Source organism: Rudaea sp. 3F27F6, from assembly GCF_005503555.1.
In the GTDB taxonomy this organism is placed as follows: Bacteria; Pseudomonadota; Gammaproteobacteria; order Xanthomonadales; family Rhodanobacteraceae; genus Rudaea.
Genome location: NZ_SCNG01000001.1, coordinates 1612163 through 1636160, shown reverse-complemented (window position 1 = coordinate 1636160; position 23998 = coordinate 1612163). Strand labels below are relative to the sequence as shown.

Below are 23998 nucleotides of genomic sequence, written 5' to 3'. Positions count from 1 at the left end.
CGCGGCGCTCAGCCGGGGTTCGCGGCCAAGTGCCGCCGCAGCCGGCGCATGCCTTCTGCGAAGTCGACCTGCGGTGCGTAGCCGAGGTCGCGCTTGGCCGCGCCGATATCAAACCAGTGCGCGGTGGAGAATTCCTCGACGATGAAGCGGGTCAGCGGCGGCTCGCTGCTTGCGCCGGCCGCGCGGTACGCGTCTTCGAGGGTCGCGGCGAGAAACTGCGCAAGCCATACCGGAATGCGCCGCGTTTCGCTCGGCAGTCCGGCCGCTTCGAGCCACGCATTGAACAGACGAACGTGGGTGATCGGATCGTCCTGGCTGATGAAGTAGCACTTGCCGGCGACCGGCGAGCCGACATCGAGTTTGTCGAGTGCAAGGACGTGCGCGCGCGCCGCGTCGTCGACATAAACGATATCGACGCGCTTGTTGACCTGGCCGATCAGGCGCAGGCGTCCCGCGCGGGCGCGTGCGAGCACGCGCGGCAGTAGATTCGGATCGCCCGGTCCCCAGATGAAATGCGGCCGCAGCGCGACGGTCGCGAGCTGCGCGCCGTTCGCGGCGAGCACGCGCTGTTCGGCGAGCGCCTTGGTCTGCGCATAGACCGAAGCGAAATGCGTGGGGTAGGGCAGCGACTCGTCGGCGCCTTCGATGTCGCGGCCGCGCTGGACGACGCTCGGACTCGACGTGAACACGAGCTTGCGGATGCCGTGGCGCACGCAGGCGGCGAGCACGTTCTCGGTGCCGTGCACGTTGATCGCGTGGTATTCGGCAGGCGCGCCCCAGGCACCGACCTTGCCGGCGCTGTGCACGATCGCATCGACGTCTTCGGCGGCCGCGAGCAGCGCATCGCGATCGACGATGTCGCCCTTGAACCATTCAATATTGTTGGCTGTGATACTCGGCGAGCGGTTGAACGCGCGGACCGCATGGCCCGCCGAGGCGAGTTGCGTGCAGATCGCGCCGCCGAGGAAGCCTCCGCCGCCGGTCACCAATACCTTCATCTCGCCTCCTCGAATCGGATGCAGTTGTGCGCGACGATCTTGCGGACCTGGCGCAGCGGAATCTGTCGCGTTTGCTGTGCCGGAAACGGATGCTAACAACGATGAACGGGTAAACGCGAAAGATTAACCCGCGTTTCAGACTGCGAGGCAGATCATTCTGCGACGGACTACAGGGTAGAGGGGCGGAAGTTATGCGCCATTATTTCGCAGCGGGACTCGCAACGATCGCCGGTCTCTTCATTTGTGTCGACGCGGCGACGGCCGTGCAGACCCTGAGCGGGCAAACCGCCTCGGGCGCGTACTACCAGATCCAAGTGCCCGACGGCTGGCAGCCCGGCGGACCGCTGGTGCTGTTCCAGCATGGTCTGTCATTCGATCCGCCGGCGCCGAACCCGGACCTCGGCCCGTTGGCCGCGCTGCAGCTCAGCGAAGGCTATGCCGTCGCCGCAACGAGCTACAGCCAGCGCTCGTGGGCGCTGTTCAATGCGCCCGACGACAACGCGCAGTTGCTCGACGCGTTCAAACAGCAGGTCGGCGCGCCCGGCACGATCATTCCGTGGGGCGGCTCGCTCGGTGGCCTGATCTCGCTCAAGCTCGCGGAGGATGTGCGCTTCGCGCCCGTGCCCGGCGTGCTCTCGCTGTGTCCGCCCGCGGCCGGCTCGCGGGTCTGGGATTTCGGCATCGACGCGCGCCTCGCCTATGACGTCGTCTGCAAGGACGTCAACAGCGCCGGACAATTGCCCAAGGGCAAAGCGCCGCTGACCTGGGCGTACAACCTTAGCGACATTCCGAGCGATCTTTCCGATCTCGAAGACCAGGCCGAACTCGTGCGAACCCTGCTGCCGGTCAACGTCTGCACCGGCGTGAACCTGCCGCCCGTGCTGCAGAACGACGCGATGGTGCGCCGCTTGAACCAGATGAAGGACTTCGCTCACATCACCAGCGACAAGTTCTTCCTTACCGATATGGGCTACGCGACCTACGGTCTGTCCGATCTGGTGCGCGCGCCGGACAAACTCGGCGGCCTCAATCCGTTCACGACGACCGGCGTGGTTTATTCCGATCCGGCGATCAATGCCGGCATCGCGCGCATCGATGCCGATCGCTTCGCCCAGTTGTACCTGCGCTGGGCTTCGGATTTCCGCGGCCGCGTCGATCCGTCGACCAAGGTGATCTCGCTGCAGACCAGCCAGGACCAGCTCGTGATCCCGGCGAACCAGTCGGTATTGCGCGCCAACCTGCCCGCGGTGCAGCTCACCAGCGCGATCGTCAACGAGGCGACGCCGACTCATTGCGGTTTCACCACGGCCGAAGGCGTTGGCGCGTGGGAAGCGTTGCGTGCATGGATCGCCGGCGGCGCGCAGCCGACGATTGCCGGCATCCAGGGCGCCTGCCAGAACGCCGTGTCGGGCGGCAGCGCCGGGCCGTGCCGCGTCGATGCGAGCATCGTGCCGCCGAGCTTCGACAGCCAGGTCGCGCCGCGCCCCGCGTCGACCGCGCCGAACGTCGACGCACGCTGGAGCGGCATGTGGTACGACCCGGCGCGCAGCGGCGAAGGCATCGAACTGGAAATCCTGCCGGGCGCCAAGGCGATGGTCACTTACTTCACTTATCCGCCGGCCGGCGGCACGGGCAGGCAGGCATGGCTGCTCGGCGTCGGCGACGTCGTCGGCAACGGCATCGAATTCGCCGATGTGCTGCTGCCGACGCGCGACGCGCAGGGCAAGGTGAATTCGCAGCACTGGGGCCGCATCGCGCTGAGCTTCGACAATTGCGGCAGCGGCGGTATGCGTTGGGACGGCCCGGCCAACTGGGGTTCGATGGAAGTGCCACTCGTGAAGCTTGCTGAACTCGACGGCCTCGGCTGCGGCTCGTCGGCGACGACGTTCTCCCAGGTCAGCGGCGCCTGGTACGACCCGGCGACGACCGGCAACGGGTTTCTGCTCGAACGCACGAACGCCAACACTCTGCAGGTGATGTACTTCCAGCAGAACACCGACGGCACGCAGTCGTGGCTGGTCGGCAGCGCGACGACCGACGGTCAGGGCGGCTACAGCGCGGCGCTGTCCGAGCCGAGCGGCACGCAGTTCGGCAGCGGTTTCGACGCGACCAAGATCGCCAAGCCGGTCAACTACGACGTGACCATGCAGCTCGGCTGCGCGAGCGGCACCGCGACGCTCACCGCGCGCAACGGCGGCGGCGTGCAGACGTTTGCGCTGCGCCGTCTGACCGTGCCTGCGGGCATCGCGGCCTGTCCGTCTTGAACGCTAGATCGAAACGATCAACAGGCTGCCGCCGACGATCGCCGTCATCGCCCCGCCGGCGCGGCCGAGCGACGGCTCATGCCGTTGTGCCCATGTGCCGAACGCGACGCCTGCGCCGTGCAGCAGCGCGGTCGCGCTGAGAAAGCCGAGCGCATAGCGCAGCGGATCGGCAGCCAGCGGCAGTTCGCCGCCATGTGCCGCGCCGTGAAACCAGGCGAACGCGCCGACCAGGGCCATCGCCACGGGTAAGGGCAGGCGCTGCGCGCGGAACACCAGCAGACCGAGCGCGAACAGCGAGGCGGCGACGCCCGATTCGATCGCACCGGCGGCAATGCCGACGTGCCCCGTCATCGCCGCCGCCGCGCCGAGTCCCATGACCGAAACGAAGGCGAGCGGAACGGCCCACAAGGCGCGGCCGCCGAGCTGCGCGGCCCAGATGCCGACCGCGACCATCGCAAGCAGGTGATCGGCGCCCGACAGCGGATGCACGAAGCCGGCGAGCAAGCCGCCGGAAACGCCGTGACCGGGATGCGCGTAGACGTTCGCGGTGAGGCCGGCAAGGGCGATGGCAAGTACACAAGACATGGCTTTTTTCATTGCGCGAGCTCCGGCAGAGGGCGGGAAGGCAGGCCGCCGGTCTCGACGATAAAGCGCGCGATCGCGTCGAGGCCGTGGTGGACTTTGAGATTGCTGAATACGAACGGGCGCGCGCCGCGCATCTTGCGCGCGTCGCGGTCCATCACCTCGAGCGAGGCGCCGACGAGCGGCGCGAGGTCGATCTTGTTGATGACGAGCAAGTCCGAGCGCGTGATGCCGGGGCCGCCCTTGCGCGGAATCTTGTCGCCTGCCGAGACATCGATCACGTAGATCGTCAGGTCGGCGAGTTCGGGCGAGAACGTCGCCGCGAGATTGTCGCCGCCCGATTCGATAAAGACGATTTCGAGGCCGGGAAATTTCTTGTTCATCGCGGCCACCGCAGCGAGGTTGATGCTCGCGTCCTCGCGGATCGCCGTATGCGGGCAGCCGCCGGTCTCGACGCCGGCGATGCGCTCGGGCGCAAGCGCGCCGGCGCGTGTGAGGAATTCGGCGTCCTCTTTCGTGTAGATGTCGTTGGTAATCGCGGCGACGTTGTAAGCGTCGCGCAGCAACTTGCACAAGCGCTCGGTCAGCGCAGTCTTGCCCGAGCCGACGGGGCCGCCGATGCCGACGCGCAGTGGGCCAGATTGAGTAGATAAATTCTCGATCATTTAAATTTCTTTTGGAAAAAATTGAAGGTTTAGCCATTCTCTTACCACAACGCTCCCTGCGCTTTTTCTACGCGCGCCCAAATCTCGGGGGTGCTACTTTTCCAGACCCCGCCCAACAAGTGACGAAAGGCTGGACTTCTTCGGGACTCGGTTTCGACCCGATCGATGAAGACTGGGCCATGATCGTCAATGAGATCTTCTAGGGGGCCTGCAGCCAAAACAGCCAAAACTTCTTCCGATGGACTCAGCCTAAGGATTTCGAGGATGCACAACCAACAATCTTCTGTGTCTACTTTGCTGACCACTGGCATGAATCGCTCAATTGCCCACCACAAGGGGTACCCCGCCTGCAGACGCTTGGGATCTATTTGGGCTTGGATGTAGGCGTGAGCCCAATATTCGATTTCCTCGTGGGTCATTGTCATTTTCCTAAGAGCAATCAACTCCTAAACAATCTCGTGTACTGGGTCTCATGGCGGATCGAGTAAAGTTCGAGCAATGGCGCTGCAGTGCCGAGTTCGTCGAGCGGTGTTTGGAAGGCGTTGGCGCTGATCGCGGCAATGCGTGGCGCGAGGCGCGCAGTCGCGATCTGACCGTCGGTTTGGCCGAGTGGAATCAAGCGCACGCCGGCGGAGACGAGGTTTGCAGCGGTCGAATGCAGCCAAGCGGAGAGCGCGGCTGCGCGCGGAATGTCGTGCGCAGCACAGGCAAGCGCCATCGCGACGCTGTGCGCCACGGGGAGGTCGCCGCGCCGTTCGGCGAAAGCGTCGAGCAGTGTATGCGGCCATGCCTTGCGCGTGACGGAAAGAAACGCCGCGCCTTGCTGATGACTTTCCAGCGCGGTCTCGGCGCTGCCGCGAAACGCGGCCGCAAGATCGGCGATTTCGTCGAAGGCCGCCGCGTCGTGCGCGCATTCGTAGGCGTGCGCGAACAGCACCGCATCGATCCAACCTCCGCCGCGAGCGAGCACGGCCTCGATGTAGTCGATCAAGCTGGCAACATCGTTCATGTCGCCCGCCTCGACCGCCCATTCGAGACCATGGCTGTAGCTGAAGGCGCCGGTGGGGTAGCTCGGCGAGGTCCACACGAGCAGGCGATAGAGCGCTTTCTGCTCGTCATTCCCGCGAAAGCGGGAATCCAGCGACTCTTCTTTTGTAGAAGCCAAGGCACTGGATTCACGCTTTCGCGGGAATGACGTCAAGAGTTTTTCAGTGCCCATGCGCTTGCCCCGGAGCAAACACAAATGGATGCGACGCCGCCTGATGGTCGCCATGCGCGTGCGCGTAGGCGCCGCGTTCCGGCGTGAACGGCGCAATGATCTTTTCGACGCTCGCGCCGAGGCCGAGCAGCATATCGACGATCACCGCATCGTCACGAATCAAGATGCGATCGGCCGAAAGCTGCGCGGGCAGATGGCGATTGCCGATATGCCAGGCGAGCTTGATCAGCGCATCGACGCTGTCGGCGGTCACCGCGACAAGGGCCTCGGGTGCGGCCTGCACGAGCACGATGCGACCGTCTTCGAGGCGCAGACCGTCGTCGTTATGCAGCAGCGTGGTCTGCTTGAGGTCGAGGATGAAATCGAGGCCACCGTCGGCAACGTAGCGATAGCGGCGGCGGTGGCGGCCCTCGTAATCGAGTGTGATGCGGTCGTGCGCGTGCGCCGCGTCCCAGGCGCCGGCTGCAAGAACATCGCGGGCAAACAAATCGGTCATGTTCGTTCTAGGCGATTCGTGTTCAAAACAGGAAATACCGCTGCGCCATCGGCAATACCGTGGCCGGCTCGCAGGTCAACAGCTCGCCGTCGGCGCGCACTTCGTAAGTCTCGGCATCGACGTCGATCTTAGGCGTTGCATCGTTGAGGATCATGCTGCGCTTACCGATGCCGCCGCGCGTGTTCTTCACCGCGGCGAGCGGGCGCGTGATGCCGAGCTTGCGCGCGTGGTCGCTCGCGGCGAATGCGCCGCTGACGAACAGCAGCGAGGACTCGATGCGCGCGCGGCCGAACGCACCGAACATCGGCCGGTAGTGCACCGGCTGCGGCGTCGGAATGCTCGCGTTTGGATCGCCCATCGGTGCGGCGGCGATGGTGCCGCCCTTCAATATACAGTCGGGCTTCACGCCGAAGAACGCGGGCGACCAGATCACCAGGTCGGCGAGCTTGCCGACCTCGACCGAGCCGACGTGATCGGCGATGCCGTGGGCGATCGCCGGATTGATCGTGTACTTGGCGACGTAGCGGCGCACGCGGAAGTTGTCGGCTTGCGCATCGTCGCTGCCGAGTGCGCCGCGCTGGCGCTTCATCTTGTCCGCGGTCTGCCAGCAGCGGATGATCGTCTCGCCGACGCGGCCCATCGCCTGCGAGTCCGAACTCATCATCGAGAACGCGCCGAGATCGTGCAGGATGTCCTCGGCCGCGATCGTCTCCTTGCGGATGCGGCTCTCGGCGAAGGCCACGTCTTCGGCGATCTTCGGGTCGAGATGATGGCAGACCATGAGCATGTCGAGATGCTCGTCGAGCGTGTTGACCGTGTAGGGCCGCGTCGGGTTCGTGCTCGACGGCAGCACGTTCGCCAGGCCCGCGACCTTGATGATGTCGGGCGCGTGGCCGCCGCCGGCGCCTTCGGTATGAAACGCGTGGATCGTGCGGCCCTTGAACGCGGCGATCGTCGATTCGACGAAGCCGGACTCGTTGAGCGTGTCGGTGTGCAGCGTCGCCTGCACGTCGAGCGCATCGCAAACCGCAAGGCAGCAATCGATCGCCGCGGGCGTCGTGCCCCAGTCTTCGTGCAGTTTCAGGCCGCAGGCACCGGCGAGGACCATTTCTTCGAGCGCCGCCGGCCGGCTCGCGTTGCCTTTTCCGAAGAAGCCGAGGTTCATCGGAAAACTTTCCGCGGCCTGCAGCATGCGCGCGAGATGCCACGGGCCCGGCGTGCAGGTCGTTGCGAGCGTGCCATGCGCCGGACCGGTGCCGCCGCCGAGCATGGTGGTGATCCCGGCATAGAGAGCTTCTTCGATCTGCTGCGGGCAGATGAAGTGGATGTGCGCGTCGACGCCGCCCGCGGTGACGATCTTGCCTTCGCCGGCGATGATCTCGGTTCCCGGGCCGATGACGATGTCGACGCCGGGCTGCACGTCCGGATTGCCGGCCTTGCCGATTTTCGCGATGCGCCCGTCGCGCAGGCCGATATCGGCTTTGTAGATGCCGCTATGATCGAGGATCACCGCATTGGTGATGACGGTGTCCATCGCGCCGTCGGCGCGCGACACCTGCGCCTGGCCCATGCCGTCGCGGATCACTTTGCCGCCGCCGAACTTCACTTCTTCGCCGTAGACGGTGAAATCTTTCTCGATGCGGATGAACAGCTCGGTGTCGGCGAGCCGGATGCGGTCGCCCGTGGTCGGGCCGTACATGCCGGCGTAGGCGCGGCGCGAGAGAGTGGTGCTCATTTCGTCGGCGTCTCCAATTCGCCCATGATCTCGCCGCGAAAGCCGGTGACGATGCGCGCGCCTGCGTAAGCGACGAGCCGCACTTCGCGGCTTTGCCCCGGTTCGAAGCGGATCGCCGTGCCGGCCGGGATATCGAGGCGCATACCACGCGCGCGGTCGCGATCGAACTGCAGCGCTGGATTGGTCTCGAAAAAATGATAGTGGCTGCCGACCTGGATCGGCCGGTCGCCGCCGTTGGCCACGGTCAAGGTCACGCTGTCGCGTCCCGCGTTGAGTTCGATGTCGCCTTCGAGTGCCAGGATTTCGCCGGGGATCATCGGTCTCTGCCTCAACGTATCGGCCGGTGCACGGTTACGAGTTTGCTGCCGTCGGGAAACGTCGCCTCGACTTGAATTTCGTGGATCATTTCGGCGATGCCCTCCATCACCTGAGAGCGCGTCAGCACATTCGCACCGGCCTGCATCAGCTCGGCAACGCTGCGTCCGTCGCGCGCGCCTTCGACGACCGCGTCGGTGATCAGCGCGATCGCCTCCGGGTGGTTCAGTTTCACTCCGCGCTCGAGCCGTTTGCGCGCGACGATCGCGGCCATCGCCACCAGCAGTTTGTCTTTTTCGCGCGGAGTCAGGTTCATCGGTTTCCTTTGTTCGCCTCCTTGCTCGCGAAAATCAAAAAGCGGGCGTCGTGCCCGCGCTTTCAGACAAGATTTCAGATCCAGCGGTCGTTCTGCGCTGTGAGATCCCCGCCGGCCTCGCCCGTGTTGACGACACCACGCGGTTCGATGATCAAGGCGTGACATTCGTCCGATGCGCGCGTGATGTGCTCGACGCCGCGCGGCACGACGAACAATTCGCCCTCGCCGATCGTCACGTCGCGGTCGCGGAAGCCGACCTGCATCTGGCCTTTGATCACGAAAAACACTTCGTCGGTGTCCTTGTGCTCATGCCAGACGAACTCGCCGCGCAACTTGACGAGCTTGAACTGGTAATCGTTCATTTCGGCGACGACGCGCGGCGACCAGTGTTCGGAAAACCGGGCGAGCTTTTCGGCGAGATTGATGGAGTCGGGTGCGGTGCGGTGGGTCATAGTCGTTCCGTTTTTCAGCAATGCCAGACTTTCGGCAATCGTTCGGGCAGGCCCGCTGCGAGGCGGCGAATCGCGCCGGCGGTGCGGACCACGGCGCGCCTCACCGCCGCGGCATCGACGGCGAGCACGCGCACGATCAGCACGTGTTCGCGCGTCGTTGCCTGGGCGATCGGCAGGTCGTCGCCGGCGGCGATCTGCGCGCGCACCGGTTCGAGCAATGCGGGCGCGTCGTCGGCGGAATAGATCAGCGTGGCGCAGGCGGTCGCGTTGCCGAAGCCGAATGGCGCTGTGCGTAGCGCCGCGACGTCGCCGTCCAGATGCAGTGCGTCGGCGAAAATCAGACGCCCATCGCGACGAATGCGCCAGGCGTCGTGGACAAGGCCCCGCACGTAGCGCTCGCCCATCGCGGCGCGGCCGAACACGAGGCTTTCCACCGCGAGCAGTTGCGCGCCGGGCGCGAGGTCGGCGTCGAAGCAGCGGCGCAAGCGCGCGCCATCGAACAGGATCGTCTCCTGGGCGAGATATTCGGCATAGCCGCCGGCCGCAACCGCGACCTGCGCATCGATGTGTGCGGGCCCGGCGCCGGGCAGTGCACGGTAGATTTTTTCCGCGGCCTGCGAAGTCAGCGTCGCCCGGGCCTGCGCGCCGACGCTGAAGTTCGTTCGCAGACGATCGCCGCCGGTCAGGCCGCCGCTCGTGGTCAGCAACACGGCCTGGGCGGGTTCGCCGCTATCGGTGTCGGGAAACAGGGCGCGGCAGGGCGCGCGCTGGTAGAGATCGGTCAAGCGCGTTGCCGCGCCGTCGGCGCGAAACTCGATCCGCGTCGCGCCGTCCACGCGCTGATGCGCGGCGACGGGGACTGGCGCGGGCTCGGCCGGCAGCATCGCAGTGCGATTCCTCACGGGCGAGCGGACGGCGCTCGCTGCACTGCATCATTGCGGGAATGCGCAGCGGCGTCAATCGCGGCTTTGTGCTGGGTTGAAAATCAAAAGCCTTGGCCACGGATAAGAGCGGATGGGCGCGGATAGAGCAAATTATTGGACTGCTCTATCCGTGTCTATCGGCTCTTTATCCGTGTTGATCCGTGGCAAACGCTTTTCTTCGCGGACTTGGTGATAAGTTGAAGCAGGGTGGCGAGCCCGGTGCTCCTTACTCAAGAGCGTTCCACAGCATGGGCGCGAACAGAGCCATCGAATGCTTTGCTCTATCCGTGTCCATCGGCTCTTTATCCGTGTTGATCCGTGGTAAACGCTTTTCTTCGCGGACTTGGTGATAAGTCGAAGCAGGGTGGCGAGCCTCAGTGCTCCTTACTCAAGAGCGTTCCACAGCATGGACGCGGACAGAGCCATCGAATGATTTGCTCTATCCGCGTCTATCGGCTCTTATCCGTGTTGATCCGTGGTAAACGCTTTTCTTCACGGACAAGGCACAGATAACGTGAGCCGCGACCGATAAGCCTCAGTGTTCCTTGACCGGAAAAGTCTGCACGCCGTCCTGCGCCGTGCCGGGTTGCGCGGCCGGCTGCGTATCGCTGCGCTGGTGCAGTTGGGTTCTGCCGCAGACATAGGCCTGGAAGCGCTGCGAGCCGTCCTTCGCCTCGGTGCGCGGCACGATCGTGTCGGCGGGAAGGCTGGCCGCTTCATTGCGCGCCATCGTTTCGAGTTCGTCGGCGACCTTGTATTCGTTGCGATGGTAGAAGGCGATCTTGTCGGCGACGGTGACCGCGACCGTGCCCGCGTCGCGGCAACCGGCGACCTTGCCGTCGTAGGCGACGCGCACCGCGTTGCCGCTCACGGTCGGCTCGACCCAGGTGCAGGCGGCGGGCAGCAGGGCGAGGGAAAGTATAGAAATAGAGAATGCGGCGTTTTTCATGATGCTCCGGATTCGCCGCCGCAGAAACGGCGATGGCCGGCACCGGCCGGCCATCGTCTGCGTGGCGTTGCGACGAGTTTTCGCTACTTTACTACGTTGCCGTCCGCATCGAGTATCTGCACATCGGCGATCTTCAGCTCGCGGATCGATTTCTCGATCAGCTTGCGATCGCCGACCACGACCCAGGTCAGGGCGTTCGGCTGTACGACTTGCTTCGCCGCGGCCTGCACGTCGGCGTCCTTTTGGCTTTCGATGCGCTGCTTGGTGTTCTGCACGTAGTCGTCGGGGCGGTGATAGACGACGATGCGCTGCATGGCGCGCAGCACGTTCTGCGTGCTCTCGTAGTCGCCCGGCAACGCGCGCGCGCTGCTCACCTTCACCTTGGCGATTTCGGCGGAGGTCAGCGGCTTGTCGCCGACCAGGCCCTGCGCCTCGGTCAGCATTTCCTGCATCGACTCGGCAGTCTTGTCGGTCTGCACCGGCGCGTAGAGCGCGAACGGACGCTGGCCGACCGCATTGCGCGAGAAAGCGAAAGCGCCGTAGCTCCAGTGTTTGTCCTCGCGCAGATTCAGATTGAGGCGCGAGGTGAACACGCCGCCGAAGGCGTCGGTCATGGTCGCTATCTCGGTATCGTTCTGCGCCATCGTCGACGGCGCGACGAGGCCGGCGATGATCGTCGACTGCTGCGAGCCGGGGCGGTCCATCAGGTATACGCGCGGTTTCGTCTGCGCGAGCGAGATCGGCAGATTCTTCTTCGGCAGCGCAGACTTCGGTACGGTCCAGTCGCCGATCGCGGCATTGAGCTTGGTAATGACCTCATCGAGAGTCGTGTCGCCGGCGACGACGATTCTGGCGTTGTCCGGCCGGAACCAGTCGGCGACGAAGGCGTGCAGGTCTTTGTCGGTCAGCGATTTGATCGAGGCTTCCGTGCCGCTGCCGGTCAGCGGTACGGCGTAGGCATGGCCTTTGCCGTAGATCAGCGGCGGCAAGGTGCGCAGGGCGAGGCTGGTCGGATCGGATTTCTCCTGGGCGATATTGGCGAGCCACTGGCCACGCACGCGCGCCATGTCGTCGGCGCGGAACGCCGGATTGCGCAGCACGTCGCTCCACAGCGCGAGCGAAGGATCGAGCTGCGACTTGAGCGCGTCGAGGCCGATCACGCAGGTATCGAGATCGCATGCGCCGCCGAGGTCGGCGCCGAGCGCTTCGCGCTTGCGTGCGATCGCGAGCGAGTCGAGCGTCTTCGTGCCTTCGTCGAGCATCGCCGTGGTGAAACTCGCGGTGCCGAGCTTGCGTCCCTGGTCAGCGGCGTATCCGGAGTCGAACAACACTTTGACCTGTACGGTCGGAATCGCGTGACGCTCGGCGAGCACGACTTCGATGCCGTTTTTGAGCTTGCCGCGCTGCAGCTTAGGGAAGTTGAGATCGGGGAAGTTCGTCACCGCGGGCGCGCCCTTGCTGCGGTCGACGTCGCTCTTCGCGGTCTTGTACTCGCGCGGCGCGGGCAGCACGGGCGCCGGTTTGCCGTCGAGTGCGGCGCGGCCGGCGATTTCCGCTTCGTCCTTGTTCGGGTCGGGCGTGCCCGGCTTGACGGTCAGGGTGTAGTCGCCCTTGCCGAGCCACTTTTTCGCCGTGGCGAGGACGCTGGCCGGGGTGGCCGCATCGAGGTGGGCGAAATCGGTCTTGTACGCGCCCGGATCGTTGCGATAGACCTGACCTTCGGCAAGCACCACGGCCTTGCCCTCGAAGCCGCCGACTTTCTCGATCGCGCGCACGAAGCGCGCATGGGTTTGCACGCGCGCACGGTCGATCTCGTCCTGGGTCGGTCCGTCTTTGAGAAACTTCGCCCATTCGTCGGCGATGGCGGCTTCGACCTTGGCCGGATCGACGCCTTTCTTCACATCGACCTGCAGGCCGAACACGCCGGCGAGCGAGAGGTTGTAGGTGAATGCGCTGGCAGCGTCAGCGAGCTTGTCTTTGTAGACCAGGCGTTCGTACAGGCGCGAGGTCTTGCCGCCGCCCAATACGCCGGCGGCGAGGTCGAGCAACGGCGCTTCGGCGTCGCCGCGCTGGGGAATGTTCCAGATACGGTAGATGCGGTCTTGCGCCACTTGGTCGAGCATGACCTCGCGCCGGGAAACGTCGGCGGGTGCGATCCACGTTTGTTCCCGCGCGACCGGCGGGCCGGCCGGAATGTCGCCGAAGTATTTCGCGACCTTGTCTCTGGCCTGGGCGGGCGTGATGTCGCCGGCGAGCACGAGGGTGGTGTTCGCCGCGCCGTAGTGATCGTGGAACCATTGCTTCACGTCGGGCAACGATGCGGCGTCGAGATCCTTCATCGAGCCGATCACCGAGTGGTGATAGGGGTGATTGGCCGGGAACGCGTTCGCACCGAGGTTCTCCCAGACGCGGCCGTAGGGCTGGTTCTCGTCCTGGCGCTTCTCGTTCTGGACCACGCCGCGCTGCGTGTCGATCTGTTTCTGCCCGAGCGTGTCGAGCAGACGGCCCATGCGGTCGGATTCCATCCACAGCGCCATGTCGAGCGCGGTGGTCGGCACGGTCTCGAAATAGTTGGTGCGGTCGAAATCGGTCGTGCCGTTCTGGTCGGTCGTGCCGACCAGCTCGAACGGTTTGAAGAATCCTTCCTGCGATCCGCCGATATAGGAAAACATCAAATGCTCGAACAGATGGGCGAAGCCCGTCTTGCCGCGTGGTTCGTCCGCCGAGCCGATGTGATACCAGACCGACACCGCGACGATCGGCGCTTTGTGATCCTCATGCACGACGACGGTGAGGCCGTTGTCGAGCTGGAATTTCTCATACTTGATGTCGACCGTATCGGTCCTCGCCGGCGCGCTCGCGGGCGTATCGGCGAGCGCAGGCGCCGCGGCCAGTGCGCAGGCGAGGGCAACGGGCTTGAACCAGAGCTTCATCGAGCGCACGGCGATTTCCTTGATTTATCTGTGGCGGATAAAACATCGCCCCGCTGAGCGGGGCGATGTGGAGGAGCGTTTCGATCAGCGTACGACTTTACCGTCGGCGTCGATCACCTTGGTGTCGCCGATGGCGAGATCGCGCACCGGCTTCTCGATCTTGGACAGATCGCCGACGATGACCCAGGTCAGCACGTCGGGCACGAACAACTGCTTCGCCGCCGTGTCGACCTGCGCCTGCGTCTGCGCCTCGATCTTCTGTTTCAACGTCGACACGTAGTCGTCCGGACGGCCGTAGAGCTGGTTCGAGGCGAGCGCGCCGAGCACGGCGCCGGTCGTTTCGTAGCTGCCCGGCAGTGCGCGCACGCGCTGTGCCTTGATCTTGTCGATCTCGGCCTGGGTCGGCGGGTTCTTGTCGGCGATGCTGCGCACTTCCTTGAGCGTCTCGGTGACCGACTCGGCGGTCTTGTCGGTCTGCACCGGCGCTTGCAGCACGAGGGGGCGCTGGCCGAGCGCGTCCTGCAACTGGCTGCGCGCGCCGTAGGACCAGCGCTTGTCCTCACGCAGATTCATATTGAAGCGCGAGGTGAAGGTGCCGCCGAACACCGAGTTCGCCGTCTGCATCGGCAGATAGTCCGGCGCGGTGGTCGGGTCGGCGAGCGAGCCGGCCAGGATCAGCGATTGCGGCGAATCCTTGCGGTCGATCAGGAATACGCGCGGCTTCTTTTGCGCATCGACGTGGGCGATGTTCTTGGTCGGAACCGGCTTTGCCGGCGCACTCCAGTCGCCGAACGCCTTGTCGAGCAGCGGCACGATCGCCGCAAGCGTGGTGTCGCCGGCGATCAGGATTTTGACGTTGTCCGGACGGTACCAAGCCTGATGGAACGCGGCGAGGTCGGTCGCGGCGAGCGACTTGATTGCACTCTCCGTGCCCGAGCCGGTGAACGGAATGCCGTAGGCGTGGTTCGCGCCGTACAGCAGCGGCGGCAGCGTGCGCAGGGCCATGCCTTGCGGCTGCGTCTTCTCCTGCTCGATGCCGGCGAGCCACTGCGCGCGGATGCGCTCGATGTCGGCGTCGCGGAACGCGGGATTGCGCACGACATCGGCGAACAGATCGATCGACGGCGCGAGGTTCGCGTTGAGCGCGTTGAGGCTGACGTTCGAGGTGTCGAGGCCGGTGCCCGAGCGGATGATCGCGCCGAGGCCGTCGCGGCGCTTGGCGATCTCGACCGAATCGAGCGTCTTGGTGCCTTCATCGAGCATCGCGCTGACGAAGCTCGCGGTGCCGAGTTTGTTGCCGTGGTCGGCGGCGTAGCCGGCATTGAACTGCATCTGGATTTGCGTGACCGGAATCGTGTGGCGCTCGGCGAGCACGACTTCGATGCCGTTCTTGAGCTTGCCGCGTTGCACGTTCGGGAAGCTCAGTTCCGGGAACTGGCTGACTTCGGGCACGCCCTTGGCGCGGTCGACGTCGCTCTTCGCTGTGGTGTATTTCTTCTCGGCCGGCATCTTCGACGCCGGCTTGCCGTCGCGCGCGGGCAGGCCCTTCACCTGCTTGTCCTCGGCGGCGAGGTCGGCGCCTGCCTTGGCCGGCACGACGGTCAGGGTGTAATCACCTTTCGCGATCCATTTGCGCGCGGCTTCGAGAACCGATGCCGGCGTGGCCGCGGCGCTGCGTTCGAGATCTTTCTTGTACGCGGCCGGATCGCCGAGATAGACCTGGCTTTGCGCCAGGATCACCGCCTTGCCGCGGAAACCGCCCACTTCCTCGAGGCCGCGGATGAAGCCCGCGCTCACCGAGGTCTGCGCGCGTGCGAGTTCGTCGGCGGTCGGGCCGTCCTTGAGGAACTTCGCCCATTCGTCGGCGATCGCCGCTTCGACCTGGGCCGGATCGACACCCTTCTTCACGTCAGCCTGGAGCACGAACTGGCTGACCAGGGCGAAAGTCTGCACCTCGACGGAAACGTCGTCGACGAGCTTGTCCTTGTAGACGAGGCGCTGATACAGGCGCGAGGTCTTGCCACCGCCGAGCACATAAGCGGCGAGATCGAGCAGAGGATTGTCGGGCGCGCCGAGCTGCGGCACGTTCCATTCGCGGTAGATGCGCGTCTGCGCGACATGATCGGACTGCGTGCCGCGCGTGGCGCCGCTGCGCTCCGCCACCCACGGCTGCTGGCGCGCGACCGGCGGGCCGGCGGGGATGTCGCCGAAGTATTTCTGTACCTTTTCTTTCGCCACCGCCGGGGTGATGTCACCGGCGAGCACGATGGTCGTGTTGGCCGCGCCGTAGTAGTCGCGGAACCACTTCTTCACGTCATCGATCGAGGCGGCGTCGAGATCGGCCATCGAGCCGATCGTGTCGTGCTGATACGGATGATTCGCCGGGAACGCGTTGAGCAGGATGTTTTCGTCGACGCGGCCATAGGGACGGTTTTCGCCCTGGCGCTTTTCGTTCTGGACGACGCCGCGCTGCGTGTCGAGCTCGGGCTTGCCGATCGCCGCGAGCAGATGGCCCATGCGGTCGGATTCCATCCACAGCGCCATGTCGAGCGCGGTGGTCGGCACGGTCTCGAAATAGTTCGTGCGGTCGAACCAGGTGGTGCCGTTCATGCCGGTCGCGCCGGCTTTCTCGAATGGGGCGAAGTACGTGCCCTTGTGGTTCTCCGAGCCGGAGAACATCAGGTGCTCGAACAGATGGGCGAAGCCGGTCTTGCCGGCCGGTTCGTCGGCCGAGCCGACGTGATACCAGACCGACACGGCGACGACGGGTGCCTTGTGGTCTTCGTGCACGACGACGGTCAGGCCGTTTTCGAGCTGAAACTTGGTGAACGGAATGTCGATCATGGGGCTCGCCGCCGGCGTGGTTTTCACGGGTTTTGCCTCTTCGGCCTGCGACGCGCTGGCGTAACCGCTCGCAGCGACGGCCAGGGCCAGGGCGACCGATCTGAACAGACTGGATCGGAATTGGCGGGACAAGGTCGGAGCAGGGTTCGTGGGCAGTGTCGCGGCGGGCATCATTTCCTCCAGTTCGGCCAAAGCGGCTGAGCCTAGCTGAGCTCACGCGACCGGAGCAATGGCCGAAAGTCAGGGTTCCCTGCAAGAAGCAATTCGTCGCCCGGCATCGATGGAGATTTAATTTAAATGATTGATTTTCAATCGAATATTCCCTGAATTAATACTATACCGATAAGTTAGGTATTTGTTCAGGGATCGGTGCGTATGATGCACTGCAACAAACGAGCTTGCCTGCGCTGATCGCCTTGCATACCTCACCGCGGACGCCGCAGTGCCTCCGCAGCCGGATAAATCCAAGCGCGATCGCGAATCCGCCGACGGCGGTTGACCTGACCACCCCGGAACCGGACGGCGCTTAGCGACGCCATGGGCCGGTTATTCGCCGCGCTGCAGGCAAGCCGTGCATCACTGCCTACGAACGAAGAAAGAGAAAGGAGAAAGACATGAACTTTGCTACTCAAATCAAATGTACCGTTGCCGCGCTGGCGCTGTTCGCCGCGATCGGCTTCACCGCCCTGACCAAGGCCGAGACGGTCAACAAGTCGGCAGGCGCGGACGTCGTGCAAACGCGCATCGAGATCGCCGCCCCGGCTGCGTTCGACGCCGAATCGGTGAAGACCGCGCGCGTGCACGTCGGAAACCCGGTCATGGTCGACGCGAACCCGACCGCCGAAGACATCGCGCGCGCTTCGCGCTGATTGTCCGCCTGCCGGCACTCCGGCACGACGGATCGGTTATGGAAACTCGGCGAGCCTAGCGCTCGCCGAGTTTTTTTACGTCATCGTTTTGTCATGCGCTGAGGTGCGTGCGGACACAAACTGTCCGCGGACAGTCGCGTACCCGTGCCACAAGTCACGCGTGACGGCCGCTCAGAGCGCGTCCACCTAGGCCGGAAGTCACGATCGACGAAATTCATGCAACCCAAAGCCTTGGTTGTGCATCGAATCCTTCGAACAAAACGCAAATCCACTCTCGTTGGCACAGGCTTTGCTTTTTGCACAAATGCCACTTTTCTCAAAGTATACGAAGGAGCAAGTCATGAATCTTTCCACCCACATCAGTCGCGGTCTTATAGCCGTCGCGTTCTGCGCGGCCGTCAGTGCATATGCCGCCTCGCGTCCGACCGTCGCCGTCGGCGCGCCGCAGGAAATCCAGGTGCTCGGTACGATCACGGTCACCGCTTCGCCGGGCGACGTCGACGACAGCGTCGTCTACTCGCAGGCGCAGGGCAAGGCGCGCGTCACCGTCGGCGAGCCGATCACGCTCGGCCCGAAGGAAGTGTCGCCGCAGTTCGCGATGCGCTGACCGTGCGACTCGTCGCACGGCCGCCGGTCTCGACGACAGGCCTTCATCTGCCGGGCACGAGGTGTTGTGCTTGTCGCCGACCGCGGCGGCAGGAAATAATCGCGGCATGCTGCATGTCGTTCTGTACCAGCCCGAGATTCCGCCGAACACCGGCAATGTGATCCGCCTCTGCGCGAACTCCGGCGCGCGCCTGCATCTGATCCGCCCGCTCGGTTTCGAGCTCGACGATGCCAAGCTGCGCCGCGCCGGCCTCGATTATCACGAATTCGCCGCGGTCGCCGTGCACGACGATCTCGACGCGTTCGTCGCGAAGATCCGTCCGGGTCGCCTGTTCGCGCTGTCCACGCGCGGACGCACGCTGTATACGAATGTGAAATTCGACGGCAACGATGCGGTCGTGTTCGGCCCGGAAACGCGCGGCCTGCCGCAGCCGCTGCTCGATTCGCTGCCGGAGCAGCAGACCTTGCGCCTGCCGATGCGCCCGGACAATCGCAGCCTTAATCTGTCGAATGCGGTTGCCGTGGTGGTCTACGAAGCCTGGCGCCAGCAAGGTTTTGCTGGTGGCGCGTGAGAATGCGCTTGGTCGTCGGGTAAAGCGTTTGCCGCGGATTTACACGGATAAGAAGCAAGGAGCACGGATCAAAGCGGATAAAGCCGAATTTTTGCTTTTCGCTCTATCCGTGTTATCCGCGTAAATCCGTGGCAAACGCTCTGCTTTTCCTACGACGGATATTCAGGCTTACGCTCGCGCGCGAGCAACTCACGCAAACCCTCGGCCGGCGTGATTTCCTCGTGCAGCACGCGCTGCACGCCGCGCGAGATCGGCAATTCGACGTCATGTTGATCGGCGAGGCGCATCACCGTGTCGACGGTCTCGATGCTTTCGACGACCTGGCCGATCTGCGCAACGGCGTCCTTCAGGCTCGTGCCGCGCCCGAGCGCGAGGCCGAGGCGGCGGTTGCGCGACAGATCGCCGGTGCAGGTCAGTACGAGATCGCCGAGACCGGCGAGGCCCATCAGCGTTTCCGCGCGTGCGCCGATCGCCGCGCCGAGACGCAGCATTTCGTTGAGGCCGCGCGTGATCATGCCGGCGCGCGCATTGAGGCCGAGCTGCATGCCGTCGGCGACGCCGGTCGCCACGGCGAGCACGTTTTTCATCGCACCGCCAAGCTCGGCGCCGATCACGTCGGCGCCGGTGTAGGCGCGGAAATGCGTCGAGTGCAGAAGCTGCGCGACGGTCTGGGCGAAGGCTTCGTCGGCCGAATGCACAGTCACCGCGGTAGGCAGCCCTAGCGCGACTTCGCGTGCGAACGACGGGCCGGTGACAATCGCCGCGGGCACGCCGGGCAGGCGTTCGGCGACGATCTCGTGCAGGAAGCGGCCCGAGGCCGGATCGAAGCCCTTGGTCGCCCACGCCACGCCGGCATCGGGCGCGACGTCGGCGGCGATGTGCTCAATCAGATCGGCAAAGGCGTGGCTCGGCGTGACGATCAGCAGGACCTTCGCACCGCGCACGGCGGCGGCGAGATCGGCTTCGTAGTTCAACGTCGCCGGTAGATCCATTTCCGGCAGATAGCGCGCGTTGCGCCGAGTCTCACGCATCTCGGCGAGCGCCTGCGCGTCGCGGCCCCACAAGGTCGTCGCGATTCCGTTGCGCGCGAGCACGGCGGCGAGCGCCGTACCCCACGAGCCCGCTCCGAGCACCGCGACGCTGGGTTTGTTATCGCTCATTGAGAACGGCGATCGCGATCATGGATGAGCGCAACGACGACTCGCGAGGCGGCCACAAATGGCCGCTCCTGGATTGTCACGCACAGCGACCGGCGCAAGGCGAGCTTACGCGTTGCCGGAAAGGCCCTGGCTTTCGGCCTGGCGGCGCTGCTGCTCGGCGTAGAGCGCATCGAAATTGATCGGCTGCAGCAGGAACGGGGGGAAGCCGCCGTTCTGGACCAGGTCGGAAATCACCTGGCGCGCGTAGGGGAACAGCACGTTCGGGCAGTAAGTCGCCAGCACGGCGTCGCGCGACGGCTGATCGAAGCCGATGATGCCGAACACGCCGGCCTGCTGGACTTCGGCGAGATAGGCGGTCTTCTCTTCGAGCTTGCAGGTCACGGTGACCGTAAGCACGACTTCGTAGACGTCCTGGCCCAGCGTGCCCACCTTGTGCTCAAGATTGAGCTGCACCTGCGGCTGGCCCTGCTCCTGGAAAATCTGCGGTGCGGACGGCACTTCGAACGAGGCGTCCTTGACGTAGACCTTCTGCAGCTGCAGCTGCGCGGAGTTTTCGGCGGCACCGTTGGCGGGGATGTTGTCAGTCATTTCGATCGCTCCAGGAACTAAGAATTGAAAAGTACGGCCAGCGAAGGCCGGTTTTTGATCTTTGCAATCAAGAATGATCGCAACGAAATATTTAATTAAGGCGTAGCCGGCGACGGCTGTTTTTCGATCGCTGCAGCCGGCGAGGGCCGCGACGGTCGGCTAAAAGGCCGAAGATTATCCCATGCACGCGGCCCGCGCGCATCCACGCAGACTGCGATCAGCGTCCCTTGGCGACCGGCAGATTGGCCTCGCGCCACGCGGCCAGACCGCCGCCGAGCCAGAACACCTGCTTGAAACCGGCCTTGACCAGCTTTGCCGCTGCCTGCGCCGAGGTCGTGCCCGCGCGGCAGTAGACCGCGACCGGCCGGTCTTTCACTGGCGCCAGGTCCTTGTTCTCGGGATCGAACTGGCTCAATTGCACGTTGCGCGCGCCCGGGATGTGCGCTTTCTCGAAATCGCCCGGCGCGGACAGGTCCACGACCAGCGGGCTCTCGCGATTGATGAGCTGGGTCAGCGCGGCGGGTGTCAGCTCGCGGTAGCCGCGGAAGAAGCGCGAGATCTCGTTGCCGATCAGACTGACGAGCACGACCAGAAACAAGGTCACGAGGACGAGATGATTGCCGATGAATTCCGGCAAGCGGTGAAGGATATCGGACATGGGTATCTGGCGCGGCGCGCGCCGAAGAAGAGCAGGCGGGCGCGGATTATCCGTCAGAGCGCGCCGTCAAGCCAAGTCAAGGCGAAAGATAGAGCGGACTCAGCGGCAGTTGACTGCGTATCCAGGTGCCTCCGACTGCGCTTGGCAGGGACAGATTCGTGGAAATCTGCGCGTTGCTGCCGTCGATCGTATAGAACAGGCTGCCGGCATCCTGTTTGCCCGCATTCGGATCGAGCCAGACGCAGCCCGGACAGGTCGGCCGCGAGGCGATCGCGTTGATCGGCGCACCGTCCGCGTAGGCCGGATTCACTCCGACGAGCCAGCGTGGTGCGCCCGATGCATCGTACAAATAGACAGCGTTGAACATCAGCGGCTGCGCCGCGGGTCCGTTGATCTGCGCGAGCTGGTCGTAAGATCCCCAGCCGCTTTCTTTCGAGTTGTACCAGAGACGGACCTTCGACGGCTGCAGCGTGAGCGGCGTGAACAATCCACCGCCCGCCTTGCCGTCCAAGCTCCAGCTGTAGATGAATTTGTTGGAATCGATGAGGGTGAGCTGCGCACCGCCGACGATGCTCGTGGTGATCGGCCAGTTGCTCGGCGCGGTGAGTCGTCCGCGGTACACGGGCGAGTTGACCTGATTGGCATGCAGCGCGGCCTGCGTGGTGTACCAGGTCGGCTGGCGAGCCGCATCGCCAGTGAACCAGACTCCGAAAACTACGGGATCGGCACCACTTTGCAGGATGTTCGTCACGCTGATGCCGTTGCCACCGCGCAGCGTGTCGTAGTAACTGCCCGAGTCGAGCTTCAATGGCGTCGTTTGTGCCGGGCAAGTGGTGATGGCCTGGCAGTTGACGCTTACCTTCGTATCGACGACGGAGGCCGAAGAGGGCGTGAAGCTGCGGCCGTCCGTAGTGCCGACCAAGTTGATCTTGATCGGAGCGCCACAGACATTTTGCGCGTCGACTGCGTAGTCGAGATCGATCGTGACCGTTTGTCCCGATGCGAGTGCGGGCACGGCGACGGCCGGAGTTTCCACAGTGAGCTTGCTCTGATTCAACGTCGCAGCATCTTGCGCAAACACGGCGTAGCCGGCTTGCGAGGCGACGGTGCTGTTATTGACCAAATTCACTTGCGTGCGCCAACGTTGTCCCGGATTGATCGTCCCTGGTGATGTACCGCAGAGGGCCTGTGGAGCCGGAGGCGCGGCCGCGAGCGCAACATGCGGAGCCTGCACGATCAAAGCGCGCGACGCCGTGCCGACACAGCCGGCGCTATCGACCACCTTCACGCTGACGTTGCCGGACCAGCCTGTGGGATAGACCGCCGAAATGCTTGCCTGGCTGGGATCGGTACTGTCCGGCAGGCCGTCTCCGTCGACGTCGAAAGCATAAGTGTAAGGAGCAGCGCCGCCGCTCGTCCCTGCCGTCAACGTGATTTTGTCGCCGGCACCGATCGAATTGGCGCTCAAGTCCAGAGTCGTGCCCGGCAGGGTGCAGCCGGCGAGGCCGTCGATCTGCGTCGCGCCGCTGCCTGCGGGATCGAGCCATTCGGCAACGCGCGTCGCTGCCGTGCCGCCGCCTTGCCAAGCGGTACTCAGGCGGCCGAAATTCGCGTCGCCCTGAGGGACGTTGCAAGCAGTCGCGCCGTTGGAAAGCACCCCGCGCAGGCGGTGGTTGCCGTCAAGCAGCCCCGATCCGGACGAGCCGGGTTCGGTCGTGCCCTGGCTGTAGTGATCCACACGCCAGTGGTAGATGCCCTGCCCGGTATGCGTATCGTTGTTCAGCGTGACGAGCCCAGCGGCAATGCTGATGCGCTTTGCGTCGGAACGTGGATGATGGATCACCACGGCGCCGCCGAAGGTCGACTCGGTTCGGTCCCAGCCGTTGAAATAGACATTTGCATTCGCGGGCGGCTGAGTATTCAATTTCAGCAGGGTGAAGTCGGACTCCACATGCGTACCGAGCAGTTGGGCTCCCCCGGTCTGCGCGATGGCATTGTCTGTGGGCACGGGCTGGCCGCTCGCATCGCTGCCCGGTTCGCGGCAGACGGGGCTTTCGTACTTCCAATAGACCACGAGATTCGACGCCGCCCATTGCGTGTCGAAGCAATGCGCGGCAGTGGCAAGCAGCGGGGCGCGGTCGTTGAGCGTGTTGTTGACGAGTTGTCCGCTGCAGTATGTAGAAGCGGAAATCAGCACGGCGACGGCATTGATTTCACGGCGCCAGGGATCGCCCTGTGGGCAAATCGTATCGACGTTGCACGCGCCGCTGGCGAACTCCGGATTGCGCAGCGAATCCGGAGTCAGGATATCGCGGTAGCCTGCGTGCACCGCAGCCAGCTCGAGGTCGAGCGCGGATTTCATCGATCTTGGTACCAGTACCTCGATCACCGCGTGGTCGCCGCGGATCAGCGGCGTGGCGAATTGGAGCGAGCGTGGGTTGTCGGCATCGGTGTACGGCCCCAGCGTCTGCGAATTGTTGCGCAGATACATCTGTGCGCCGGGCGGCAGAAAGAAACGGCTGAAGCTGAAGGCGAGGCTTGTCGCGTTGTCGGCTGCGACTGGAACACGCCACAGCGCCATTCCGTCACCGAGTTCGCGCCACTCACCGCCTAGCGTCTGATTGTGGACATGACGTGCCTGGATCGCGCGCGTGACTGCGTAGCGCGGTGCCAGAGAGCGCGGGCGCTTGAGATCGGCGGCGAGTTCTGCGTCGCGGTCCACTGCCTGCGCGCGCAGGGTGTAGGTCGTCGCTGGTTCGGCCAAGGCATATCGCATGCTCGGTACGGCAACGGGCGAGGGCGCAGAAGCCGGCACAGTTTGGGAGGCGAAAGCGAACAACAGTCCCAAGCAGGC

22 protein-coding genes are annotated in these 23998 nt (G+C 64.5%); 4 read left to right on the top strand and 18 right to left on the bottom strand.

The window, feature by feature from the left end:
- Positions 1–8 precede the first annotated feature (8 nt).
- Positions 9–998: an NAD-dependent epimerase/dehydratase family protein gene (locus tag FFS30_RS07020; protein ID WP_137912346.1), complete on the bottom strand. Its 990-nt coding sequence runs from the start codon at positions 996–998 to the stop codon at positions 9–11.
- Between the two features lie 191 nt (positions 999–1189).
- On the opposite strand from FFS30_RS07020, the gene FFS30_RS07015 reads away from it, so the two are divergent.
- Positions 1190–3262, top strand: coding sequence for a hypothetical protein (locus FFS30_RS07015; RefSeq protein ID WP_137912345.1), 2073 nt, complete (start codon positions 1190–1192; stop codon positions 3260–3262).
- Positions 3263–3265: 3 nt separating this feature from the next.
- On the opposite strand, the gene FFS30_RS07010 is transcribed toward FFS30_RS07015, so the two are convergent.
- From FFS30_RS07010 to FFS30_RS06950, 13 genes are all read right to left on the bottom strand, one after another.
- A complete protein-coding gene (locus FFS30_RS07010; protein ID WP_249352221.1) occupies positions 3266–3847 on the bottom strand; it encodes a HupE/UreJ family protein in 582 nt (193 codons plus the stop codon).
- A gap of 8 nt (positions 3848–3855) precedes the next feature.
- The gene (ureG, locus tag FFS30_RS07005) at positions 3856–4509 is read right to left on the bottom strand and encodes an urease accessory protein UreG (protein ID WP_137912343.1); all 654 of its coding nucleotides are present in this window, start codon (positions 4507–4509) and stop codon (positions 3856–3858) included.
- Positions 4510–4550: 41 nt separating this feature from the next.
- The gene (locus FFS30_RS07000) at positions 4551–4928 is read right to left on the bottom strand and encodes a DUF6869 domain-containing protein (protein ID WP_137912342.1); all 378 of its coding nucleotides are present in this window, start codon (positions 4926–4928) and stop codon (positions 4551–4553) included.
- Positions 4929–4948: 20 nt separating this feature from the next.
- Positions 4949–5674 carry an urease accessory protein UreF gene (locus FFS30_RS06995; RefSeq protein ID WP_249352219.1) on the bottom strand — a complete coding sequence of 242 codons (726 nt, stop codon included), beginning with the start codon at positions 5672–5674 and terminating at the stop codon, positions 4949–4951.
- A 43-nt stretch (positions 5675–5717) separates the two neighbouring features.
- Positions 5718–6224, bottom strand: a complete 507-nt coding sequence (locus FFS30_RS06990; protein ID WP_137912340.1) for an urease accessory protein UreE — start codon at positions 6222–6224, stop codon at positions 5718–5720.
- A gap of 22 nt (positions 6225–6246) precedes the next feature.
- A complete protein-coding gene (gene ureC, locus FFS30_RS06985) occupies positions 6247–7959 on the bottom strand; it encodes an urease subunit alpha (protein ID WP_137912339.1) in 1713 nt (570 codons plus the stop codon).
- Positions 7956–8276 (bottom strand): urease subunit beta, encoded by a 321-nt coding sequence (locus FFS30_RS06980; protein ID WP_137912338.1) that lies wholly within the window; start codon positions 8274–8276, stop codon positions 7956–7958. Before FFS30_RS06980 ends, ureC begins: the two co-directional genes overlap by 4 nt.
- A gap of 11 nt (positions 8277–8287) precedes the next feature.
- Positions 8288–8590, bottom strand: coding sequence for an urease subunit gamma (locus FFS30_RS06975; protein ID WP_137912337.1), 303 nt, complete (start codon positions 8588–8590; stop codon positions 8288–8290).
- Positions 8591–8664: 74 nt separating this feature from the next.
- A complete protein-coding gene (locus FFS30_RS06970; RefSeq protein WP_137912336.1) occupies positions 8665–9042 on the bottom strand; it encodes a cupin domain-containing protein in 378 nt (125 codons plus the stop codon).
- 14 nt (positions 9043–9056) lie between these two features.
- On the bottom strand, positions 9057–9944 hold the full coding sequence (locus tag FFS30_RS06965; RefSeq protein ID WP_249352216.1) for an urease accessory protein UreD: 888 nt from the start codon (positions 9942–9944) through the stop codon (positions 9057–9059).
- Between the two features lie 556 nt (positions 9945–10500).
- Complete coding sequence (locus FFS30_RS06960) at positions 10501–10914, bottom strand: DUF4156 domain-containing protein (protein ID WP_137912335.1); 414 nt, start codon at positions 10912–10914, stop codon at positions 10501–10503.
- 83 nt (positions 10915–10997) lie between these two features.
- Positions 10998–13847, bottom strand: a complete 2850-nt coding sequence (locus FFS30_RS06955) for a pitrilysin family protein (RefSeq protein ID WP_137912620.1) — start codon at positions 13845–13847, stop codon at positions 10998–11000.
- 84 nt (positions 13848–13931) lie between these two features.
- Positions 13932–16865, bottom strand: coding sequence for a pitrilysin family protein (locus FFS30_RS06950; protein WP_137912334.1), 2934 nt, complete (start codon positions 16863–16865; stop codon positions 13932–13934).
- A gap of 440 nt (positions 16866–17305) precedes the next feature.
- Here FFS30_RS06950 and FFS30_RS06945 point away from each other — a divergent pair, with 440 nt between their 5' ends.
- From FFS30_RS06945 to trmL, 3 genes are all read left to right on the top strand, one after another.
- Positions 17306–17560 (top strand): hypothetical protein, encoded by a 255-nt coding sequence (locus FFS30_RS06945; RefSeq protein WP_137912333.1) that lies wholly within the window; start codon positions 17306–17308, stop codon positions 17558–17560.
- 340 nt (positions 17561–17900) lie between these two features.
- Complete coding sequence (locus FFS30_RS06940; protein WP_137912332.1) at positions 17901–18167, top strand: hypothetical protein; 267 nt, start codon at positions 17901–17903, stop codon at positions 18165–18167.
- 106 nt (positions 18168–18273) lie between these two features.
- On the top strand, positions 18274–18738 hold the full coding sequence (gene trmL, locus FFS30_RS06935) for a tRNA (uridine(34)/cytosine(34)/5-carboxymethylaminomethyluridine(34)-2'-O)-methyltransferase TrmL (RefSeq protein ID WP_137912331.1): 465 nt from the start codon (positions 18274–18276) through the stop codon (positions 18736–18738).
- Positions 18739–18887: 149 nt separating this feature from the next.
- Here the strand turns inward: trmL and FFS30_RS06930 are convergent, their stop codons facing one another.
- From FFS30_RS06930 to FFS30_RS06915, 4 genes are all read right to left on the bottom strand, one after another.
- Positions 18888–19898, bottom strand: coding sequence for an NAD(P)H-dependent glycerol-3-phosphate dehydrogenase (locus FFS30_RS06930; RefSeq protein WP_137912330.1), 1011 nt, complete (start codon positions 19896–19898; stop codon positions 18888–18890).
- Positions 19899–20003: 105 nt separating this feature from the next.
- Positions 20004–20486, bottom strand: coding sequence for a protein-export chaperone SecB (gene secB / locus FFS30_RS06925; RefSeq protein WP_137912329.1), 483 nt, complete (start codon positions 20484–20486; stop codon positions 20004–20006).
- A 217-nt stretch (positions 20487–20703) separates the two neighbouring features.
- Positions 20704–21144: a rhodanese-like domain-containing protein gene (locus FFS30_RS06920; protein ID WP_137912328.1), complete on the bottom strand. Its 441-nt coding sequence runs from the start codon at positions 21142–21144 to the stop codon at positions 20704–20706.
- Positions 21145–21220: 76 nt separating this feature from the next.
- Positions 21221–23920, bottom strand: a complete 2700-nt coding sequence (locus tag FFS30_RS06915) for a trypsin-like peptidase domain-containing protein (protein WP_171014457.1) — start codon at positions 23918–23920, stop codon at positions 21221–21223.
- Between the last annotated feature and the right edge of the window lie 78 nt (positions 23921–23998).

Bases quoted from the DNA above. Each gene is read 5' to 3' on its own strand.
- FFS30_RS06990 (WP_137912340.1), bottom strand. From the start codon at position 6,224: ATGACCGATTTGTTTGCCCGCGATGTTCTTGCAGCCGGCGCCTGGGAC.
- FFS30_RS06915 (WP_171014457.1), bottom strand. From the start codon at position 23,920: ATGCGATATGCCTTGGCCGAACCAGCGACGACCTACACCCTGCGCGCG.
- FFS30_RS06975 (WP_137912337.1), bottom strand. From the start codon at position 8,590: ATGAACCTGACTCCGCGCGAAAAAGACAAACTGCTGGTGGCGATGGCC.
- FFS30_RS06945 (WP_137912333.1), top strand. From the start codon at position 17,306: ATGAACTTTGCTACTCAAATCAAATGTACCGTTGCCGCGCTGGCGCTG.
- ureG (WP_137912343.1), bottom strand. From the start codon at position 4,509: ATGATCGAGAATTTATCTACTCAATCTGGCCCACTGCGCGTCGGCATC.
- FFS30_RS06980 (WP_137912338.1), bottom strand. From the start codon at position 8,276: ATGATCCCCGGCGAAATCCTGGCACTCGAAGGCGACATCGAACTCAAC.
- FFS30_RS06955 (WP_137912620.1), bottom strand. From the start codon at position 13,847: ATGAAGCTCTGGTTCAAGCCCGTTGCCCTCGCCTGCGCACTGGCCGCG.
- trmL (WP_137912331.1), top strand. From the start codon at position 18,274: ATGCTGCATGTCGTTCTGTACCAGCCCGAGATTCCGCCGAACACCGGC.
- secB (WP_137912329.1), bottom strand. From the start codon at position 20,486: ATGACTGACAACATCCCCGCCAACGGTGCCGCCGAAAACTCCGCGCAG.
- FFS30_RS07000 (WP_137912342.1), bottom strand. From the start codon at position 4,928: ATGACCCACGAGGAAATCGAATATTGGGCTCACGCCTACATCCAAGCC.
- FFS30_RS06950 (WP_137912334.1), bottom strand. From the start codon at position 16,865: ATGATGCCCGCCGCGACACTGCCCACGAACCCTGCTCCGACCTTGTCC.
- FFS30_RS06940 (WP_137912332.1), top strand. From the start codon at position 17,901: ATGAATCTTTCCACCCACATCAGTCGCGGTCTTATAGCCGTCGCGTTC.
- FFS30_RS06920 (WP_137912328.1), bottom strand. From the start codon at position 21,144: ATGTCCGATATCCTTCACCGCTTGCCGGAATTCATCGGCAATCATCTC.
- FFS30_RS06970 (WP_137912336.1), bottom strand. From the start codon at position 9,042: ATGACCCACCGCACCGCACCCGACTCCATCAATCTCGCCGAAAAGCTC.
- ureC (WP_137912339.1), bottom strand. From the start codon at position 7,959: ATGAGCACCACTCTCTCGCGCCGCGCCTACGCCGGCATGTACGGCCCG.
- FFS30_RS07020 (WP_137912346.1), bottom strand. From the start codon at position 998: ATGAAGGTATTGGTGACCGGCGGCGGAGGCTTCCTCGGCGGCGCGATC.
- FFS30_RS07015 (WP_137912345.1), top strand. From the start codon at position 1,190: ATGCGCCATTATTTCGCAGCGGGACTCGCAACGATCGCCGGTCTCTTC.
- FFS30_RS07010 (WP_249352221.1), bottom strand. From the start codon at position 3,847: ATGTCTTGTGTACTTGCCATCGCCCTTGCCGGCCTCACCGCGAACGTC.
- FFS30_RS06960 (WP_137912335.1), bottom strand. From the start codon at position 10,914: ATGAAAAACGCCGCATTCTCTATTTCTATACTTTCCCTCGCCCTGCTG.
- FFS30_RS06930 (WP_137912330.1), bottom strand. From the start codon at position 19,898: ATGAGCGATAACAAACCCAGCGTCGCGGTGCTCGGAGCGGGCTCGTGG.